The sequence below is a fragment of the Kitasatospora sp. NPDC032757 genome (assembly GCF_055579305.1).
Window position 1 is genome coordinate 102,797 of record NZ_JBVINN010000032.1, and the last position, 6,000, is coordinate 108,796.

Consider the following 6,000-nt stretch of genomic DNA (forward strand, 5'->3'; position numbering starts at 1 on the left):
CCGGACCGCCGGGGGTCCTGCTGGCTGCCCCAACGGGCCACAGCCTAATCCGCACACCAGGTCGACGGCATCATGTCCCGCCCACCGAAACGGCTCCCTTCGAAACGGCCGCCCACCGAGACGGCGGCCCTTCGCACCCGACCGGCCCGCGCCCGTCCCGGCGGCTCCTTGAGCCGCCCCCAACCGCGCTGATCGCCCCTCAGCACGCCCGCACCCCCGGCCGGCGTGAACGACACCACCCTCACCGCGCTCCCTCGCAGGAGTCCCCCCGCCCCGCCCGTTCGCCGACGTCTCCCCGCCGCCGACTCCGCCGCACCCCCGGCACGCGCGCATGCTGAGACCGCGCCCTCGGGCCCTCCCGGCGAGCGCGGGGCGCAACGCACCGAAACCAGGGCCAACCGGGCGCACCGTGATTGAGTAAGCCGCATGAGCCCCTCCTCGCGCCCCACCCCTCACCACGACGGCCCCTTCCGCGTCGGCCTGATCGGCTACGGCCTGGCCGGCTCCGCCTTCCACGCCCCACTGATCGCCACCACCCCCGGGCTCCGGCTGGACGCGGTGGTCACCGCCAACCCCGACCGCCGAGACCAGCTGCACCGGGAGCACCCCGGCGCCCGTGCCGTCGACACCCCCGAGCAGCTGCTCGCCGCCCCGGACGCGCTCGACCTGGTCGTCATCGCCTCTCCCAACCGCACCCACGTCCCGCTCGCCCGGGCCGCGCTGAACGCCGGGCTGGCCACCGTCGTCGACAAGCCGCTGGCCGCCACCGCCGCCGACGCGCTGGCGCTCTGCGAACTGGCGGAATCCCAGGGCGTCCTGCTCTCCGTCTTCCAGAACCGCCGGTGGGACGGCGACTTCCTCACCGCCGCCCGGCTGGTCCGCGAGGGCGCGCTGGGCCGGGTGCACCGCTTCGAGTCCCGGTTCGAGCGGTTCCGGCCCAAGCCCAAGGCGGGCTGGCGCGAGCTGGCCGACCCGGCCGAGGTCGGCGGCACCCTGTACGACCTGGGCAGCCACCTGGTCGACCAGGCGCTCACCCTGTTCGGGCCGGTCGAGACGGTGTACGCGGAGGTCGACGTCCGCCGGGACGGCGCGGTCGTGGACGACGACTCCTTCCTCGCCCTCACCCACGTCTCCGGCACCCGCTCCCACCTGTGGACCAGTGCCATCACCCCGCTGGGCGGCCCGCGGCTGCGGGTGCTCGGCGACACCGCCGGCTACGTGAAGTCGGGCATGGACCCGCAGGAGGCCGACCTGCGCGCCGGCCACCGCCCGGACGGCACCGGCCGCGCCGGGGTCCCCTGGGGAGCCGACCAGCCCTCCCACTACGGCACCCTGGGCACCGACGAGGCCGCCGCCCCCGTCCCCACCGACCCGGGCGACTACCCCGCCTACTACGCGGGAATCGCCGCCGCCCTGGCCACCCCCGGCACCCCGCCCCCGGTCGACCCGCGCGACGCCGCCGCCACCCTCACCGTCCTGGAGGCCGCCCGCACCTCGGCCGCCACGGGTACGACCGTCCGGCTCGACTGACCCGTCCTTCGCGGCGGCCGCGCCCGGGCCCGGCCGGTCAGATCCCGATGATCTCCACCGCCGAGCCCAGCCCCCGGAAGTCCGCGACGTTGCGCGTGTACAGCGGGAGCCCGTGCGCGGAGGCGACCGCGGCGATCATCAGATCGATCCGGCGCGGACGCGGCTGGCGCCCGGCGGCGATGGTGAGGGTGACCAGCGTCCCGTACCGGGCGGCGGCCGCCGCGTCGAACGGCAGCGGGTCGAAGTCCGCCATCGCCGCCCCCAGCACCTCCAGCCGCGCCGCCCGGCTGGCCGGGTCGCGCGCCATCGAGACGCCCTGCTGCAACTCGGCGAAGGTGATCGCGGTCAGCTCGGGCACGGCCGGCAGCTCGGCCGGGTTGAGCAGTGCCAGGTCGATGTAGACGCAGGTGTCCAGCACCCCGGCCGGCCGCCGCCGGGACGCCCTGCGCCGCTCAGCCACGCCGCCGCTCGAACGGGTCGTCGCCCTCGTCCCCCACCAGCTCCTCGGGGCCGAAGTACTCCTCGGCCTCCTTGCGCATCTGCTGGTAGTCGACCCGCGGCAGTTTCACGTGGCGGGCCACCAGCTCCTCCGCCGTGAGCCGCCGCCGCCCCGCCACCGGCCGCAGCTCCGCCACCTCGACCCCGTTCCTGGTGATGTGGAAGGTCTCCCCCGCCTCCACGGCATCCATCACCGCGGCGGAGTTGTTACGGAACTCCCGCTGGGAAATCGTCTTCATCCCTCCAAGGTAGCCCCGCGTAGCCCCTCTGGCTACGGCGCACGGACCCGCGAAAGCGCCCCTCCTGCACGGGTGGTACGAGCGCGGACGATGATCGTTCCTGACGATCCCGACGCACGGGAACTCCGCAGGCCGTACGATCGTCGTCAACGTCCGAAGCCGGTGACCGGAGCGCGAGAGAGGAGCACGCCGTGGGATTCGTCGCGATGCTGCTCGGGATGCTCCGGGTGCTGACCGGGGAGGTGCTCACCGAGGGTGGGACGCTCACCTCGGTGGCGGCCGCCGCAGCCGTGGTCCTGGTGGCCGGTGCGGTGGCGGGAACGCTGGCCGCCGCACGGCTGCTCGGCGCGCGGGCGCCGGCCACCGTACGGGACGGGACACTGCGCAGGCGTGCGTTCCGGACCGCCTTTCTTCCGCAGCGCGATCCGGACGCCCGGGGCAGGCGACGCCCCAGGGCACCGGGTGCGGCCCCGGCGGCCGCGTAACCCTCCCTCATGACGAGAGCTCCTTCCGAGAGCTCTTTCCGAGAGCCGTCGAACGCGGCCGTCCTCCGTAGATCACTCATGTCCTGAGACGTTGAGACCCCGGAGGGCTCGCATCACCATGTCCGTCTTCGCACTCCTCGACCCGGCCGTCGGCCTGGCTCACGATGTCGTCGCCGCCCTGGCCCAGGTCCTGCCGACCGCGCTGGCGATCGTCCTGTTCACCGTCTGCGTCCGGCTCGCCCTGCACCCGCTGGCGCGGGCCGCGGCGCGCGGGGAGAAGGCGCGGGCGCGGCTCGCGCCGAGGGTCGCCGAGCTGAACCGCAAGCACAAGGGCAAGCCGGAGAAGCTCCAGGCCGCGCTGGCCGAGCTGTACAAGGAGGAGAAGGCCTCGCCGTTCGCGGGGTGCCTGCCGATGCTGGTGCAGATCCCGTTCTTCTCGGTGATGTACCGGCTCTTCACCACCCCGAACGACCTGCTCGGCCACACCCTGTTCGGCGTCCCGCTCGGCCTGCACGTGGGCAGTGCGCAGGGCCCGGCCCAGTGGGCGGTGTTCGGGGTGCTGTACGCCGCGCTGGCGGCGGTCGCGTACGTCGGCTTCCGGCGGGCCCGCCGGGCGCAGGCGCTCCAGGCGACCCCGCAGCCGGGGACGGCGTTCCTGCCGTACCTGTCGTTCGGCACGGTGCTCTTCGCCGCGCTGGTGCCGTTGGCCGCCGGGATCTACCTGGTGACGACGACCGCCTGGTCCGCCGCCGAACGCGCCTGGCTGCACCGGGGCGCGCCGGTGCCGGAGGCGGTTCCGGCCCTGGTCTGAGCCGCCGGCCCGAGGCACGGGTCCGAGCCATGGGTCCGAGCCATGGGTCCGAGCCATGGGTCCGAGCCCAGCCGCGCTCGCGGGCCCGTTCCGCGAGTGCGGCCGTCAGGGCCAGGAGAGGTGCCCGGCGGCCATGACCTCGGCGGCCCGCGTGATGCGGCGGATCTCCGTCCCCGCGTCCAAGACCCGGCCGGGGTCCCGGTCGAGGCAGGTCGTAGCCTGTGCTGATCGTTGCGAAGTCCGGCGGGACAGGTGGAGGAAGTCATGGTGGTCGCGGCCCCGTCGTTGGCCGAGTTGCGGGAGGTCTGCCAGCCGCAGGCCAAGCTGCAGAGCCGCAATGGCGAGCACTGGGCGGGCCGCCTGTACATGCGGGCGATCTCGCTGCGGACAACGCGGCAGCTGGTGCGCACGTCCGTCTCGCCGAACACCCTGACCTGGGTGATGGTGGTCTGCGGCATCGGAGCCGGGGCGGCCCTGCTGATTCCGGGGCTGACGGGCGCGGTGCTGGCGGCGGTGCTGTTCCAGGGCTTCCTGCTCTTCGACTGCGTCGACGGCGAGGTGGCCCGCTGGAAGCGCCAGTTCAGCACGGCGGGCGTCTACGTGGACCGGCTCGGCGCGTACCTGGCCGACGCGGCGCTGATGATCGGCGCCGGTGTGCGGGCCGCGCGGGGCGGGTCGGAGCTGTGGGTGTCGGTCGGGCTGGCGACGGCGCTGGGCGTCGTCCTGCTGAAGGCCTCGACCGACCTGGTGGACGTGGCGCGGGCCCGGAGCGGGCTGGCGCCGGCCGACGAGGAGTCGACCCAGCCGCGCTCCCAGGGCATCGCCGCCGCGCGCCGGCTGGCGTCCGTGTTCAAGATCCACCGGGTGACCAACGGCATCGAGGCCTCGCTGGTGCTGCTGGCGACGGCGGTGGCCGACGCGGCGGTCGGCGACATCGGCCCGACCCGGGTGGCACTCGCCGCGATCGCGGTGATCACCTGGGGCATGGTGGTCGCGCACCTCGCGTCGATCCTGTCCTCGTCCCGGCTGCGCTGAGCACCGGTTCCGGCCGAGGCCCGCGCCCGCGGACCACGGCCGGAACCCAGCCGGCGCACGGCCGGAGCGCGGCCCGAACCCAGCCGGAGCGCGAGGCGAAGATCAGACCTTCTTGAAGCACAAGGTGTAGTCGGCGGCCCGCCTGCTGGAGTACTTGATCCCGTAGTCGTACGCCGACCCGCAACTCCGGTCGGGGCCGTAGAGGGTGTCGGCCATCTTGTACTGGGCCTCGGCGGACTTGCAGTCCACGATCACCGGCAGAGGCGAGCCCTGGGGGTCCTGGATCCTGACGCAGTCACCGACCTTCGGCTCGTACTTCTTGTTCTCCTCCGCCTGCGCGGAGCGCGTGGCCTCCGCCTTGGCCTTGCCGCCATTGGGATCCGTGTTGTACTTCCACACGTACCAGGCGCCGCCGCCGAAGACCGCCAGGACGATCGCGATCGAGAGCAGTGAATGCAACGGACTCCTGCGCCGCGGCTCCTGGGGAGGCCGGGGCGCCGGCGGCTGTTGGCCGGCATACGGCTGCTGAGCGACGTACGGCTGCTGACCGTACTGGGACGGCTGGCCGTACTGCGGCTGCTGGCCGTACGGAGGTTGCTGCCCGTACGGCATCTGCGGCGGCGGTGCGTAACCGTAGCCCTGCTGAGGCGGCTGGTTCTGGTAGGGCGGCGGTGCGGACATGACTGATATCCCCGTGACGACTGCATGATGGACGGTCAACACGCTGTTGACCGATGCAGGCTACCGTCCTGCCGGAGCCCGACGATCATCAGCCCGGCCGTGGTGGCGTCACACCCGCCGACGGCAACACCTGCGTCATATCGCTTGCAACGTAAGGACATTGCGAGAGACACGCATCTCTCACTCCGCACCCGCGGGATCTCCCTGACACTCGCACCGGCACAGGAGCAGCGCCCGCGGTGGCGTTCATCGCGCCCTCTGCGGCCATGACCCCGGCCCGCCTGGACGGGGCAAGCCGAGGCGTCGGGCGATCTCCGTACAGGCGAGGCCGCCGGTCAGCCCGAGTGCAATCTGCCGAAGGGCCGGACCCGCCGCCCGGCGCCGCATAGCATTCACCTCCAGTCCAATGCAACGCAATCGGCGCCTGTCATTGCGTTAGATTCAGGACCGTTGCAACGATATTAGGCCTTTCACCTGCGCCTATGGTGTTTGCGTGCAACGAGTCTCTTGCGAGCTTCGCGAACGCAACGTAGCTTTTCCCTCGTTAGAAACAACGAGTGCAGGAGAGCACACCATGCAGAAGTTCGCCACCACCGCCCCGATCGCCGCCGTCCTGGACATCCCCTCCGGACACATCCGCCTCATCGCCGCCGACCGGGCCGACACCACCATCGAGGTCCTGCCCGCCAACGCCGCCAAGAGCCGCGACGTCAACGCCGCC

Annotated in this window: 7 protein-coding genes and 1 pseudogene; 5 read left to right on the forward strand and 3 right to left on the reverse strand. The window is 72.8% G+C overall.

Going from position 1 to position 6,000, the window contains the following annotated elements; genetic code table 11:
- The first annotated feature begins 426 nt into the window (after window positions 1-426).
- Entirely contained in the window at window positions 427-1,530 is a 1,104-nt protein-coding gene (locus tag ACZ5WK_RS28905) for a Gfo/Idh/MocA family protein (RefSeq protein ID WP_465551568.1), read from the forward strand.
- Window positions 1,531-1,567: 37 nt separating this feature from the next.
- On the opposite strand, the gene ACZ5WK_RS28910 is transcribed toward ACZ5WK_RS28905, so the two are convergent.
- A complete protein-coding gene (locus ACZ5WK_RS28910) occupies window positions 1,568-1,990 on the reverse strand; it encodes a PIN domain-containing protein (protein ID WP_465551570.1) in 423 nt (140 codons plus the stop codon).
- The gene (locus ACZ5WK_RS28915; protein WP_396322684.1) at window positions 1,983-2,267 is read right to left on the reverse strand and encodes a type II toxin-antitoxin system Phd/YefM family antitoxin; all 285 of its coding nucleotides are present in this window, start codon (window positions 2,265-2,267) and stop codon (window positions 1,983-1,985) included. Before ACZ5WK_RS28915 ends, ACZ5WK_RS28910 begins: the two co-directional genes overlap by 8 nt.
- 191 nt (window positions 2,268-2,458) lie before the next feature.
- On the opposite strand from ACZ5WK_RS28915, the gene ACZ5WK_RS28920 reads away from it, so the two are divergent.
- From ACZ5WK_RS28920 to ACZ5WK_RS28930, 3 genes are all read left to right on the forward strand, one after another.
- Window positions 2,459-2,752 (forward strand): DUF6412 domain-containing protein, encoded by a 294-nt coding sequence (locus ACZ5WK_RS28920; RefSeq protein WP_396322685.1) that lies wholly within the window; start codon window positions 2,459-2,461, stop codon window positions 2,750-2,752.
- A gap of 118 nt (window positions 2,753-2,870) precedes the next feature.
- Window positions 2,871-3,563: a YidC/Oxa1 family membrane protein insertase gene (locus ACZ5WK_RS28925; RefSeq protein ID WP_465551573.1), complete on the forward strand. Its 693-nt coding sequence runs from the start codon at window positions 2,871-2,873 to the stop codon at window positions 3,561-3,563.
- 264 nt (window positions 3,564-3,827) lie between these two features.
- Complete coding sequence (locus tag ACZ5WK_RS28930) at window positions 3,828-4,598, forward strand: CDP-alcohol phosphatidyltransferase family protein (RefSeq protein ID WP_465551575.1); 771 nt, start codon at window positions 3,828-3,830, stop codon at window positions 4,596-4,598.
- A 102-nt stretch (window positions 4,599-4,700) separates the two neighbouring features.
- On the opposite strand, the gene ACZ5WK_RS28935 is transcribed toward ACZ5WK_RS28930, so the two are convergent.
- Window positions 4,701-5,279 carry an LppU/SCO3897 family protein gene (locus ACZ5WK_RS28935; RefSeq protein ID WP_465551577.1) on the reverse strand — a complete coding sequence of 193 codons (579 nt, stop codon included), beginning with the start codon at window positions 5,277-5,279 and terminating at the stop codon, window positions 4,701-4,703.
- Between the two features lie 574 nt (window positions 5,280-5,853).
- Here ACZ5WK_RS28935 and ACZ5WK_RS28940 point away from each other — a divergent pair.
- A pseudogene (locus ACZ5WK_RS28940) lies at window positions 5,854-6,000 on the forward strand (DUF4097 family beta strand repeat-containing protein); the annotation flags it as partial.

Excerpts from the sequence above, each read along its gene's own strand:
- ACZ5WK_RS28905 (WP_465551568.1), top strand. The coding sequence starts at position 427 with ATGAGCCCCTCCTCGCGCCCCACCCCTCACCACGACGGCCCCTTCCGC.
- ACZ5WK_RS28915 (WP_396322684.1), bottom strand. The coding sequence starts at position 2,267 with ATGAAGACGATTTCCCAGCGGGAGTTCCGTAACAACTCCGCCGCGGTG.
- ACZ5WK_RS28925 (WP_465551573.1), top strand. The coding sequence starts at position 2,871 with ATGTCCGTCTTCGCACTCCTCGACCCGGCCGTCGGCCTGGCTCACGAT.
- ACZ5WK_RS28930 (WP_465551575.1), top strand. The coding sequence starts at position 3,828 with ATGGTGGTCGCGGCCCCGTCGTTGGCCGAGTTGCGGGAGGTCTGCCAG.
- ACZ5WK_RS28935 (WP_465551577.1), bottom strand. The coding sequence starts at position 5,279 with ATGTCCGCACCGCCGCCCTACCAGAACCAGCCGCCTCAGCAGGGCTAC.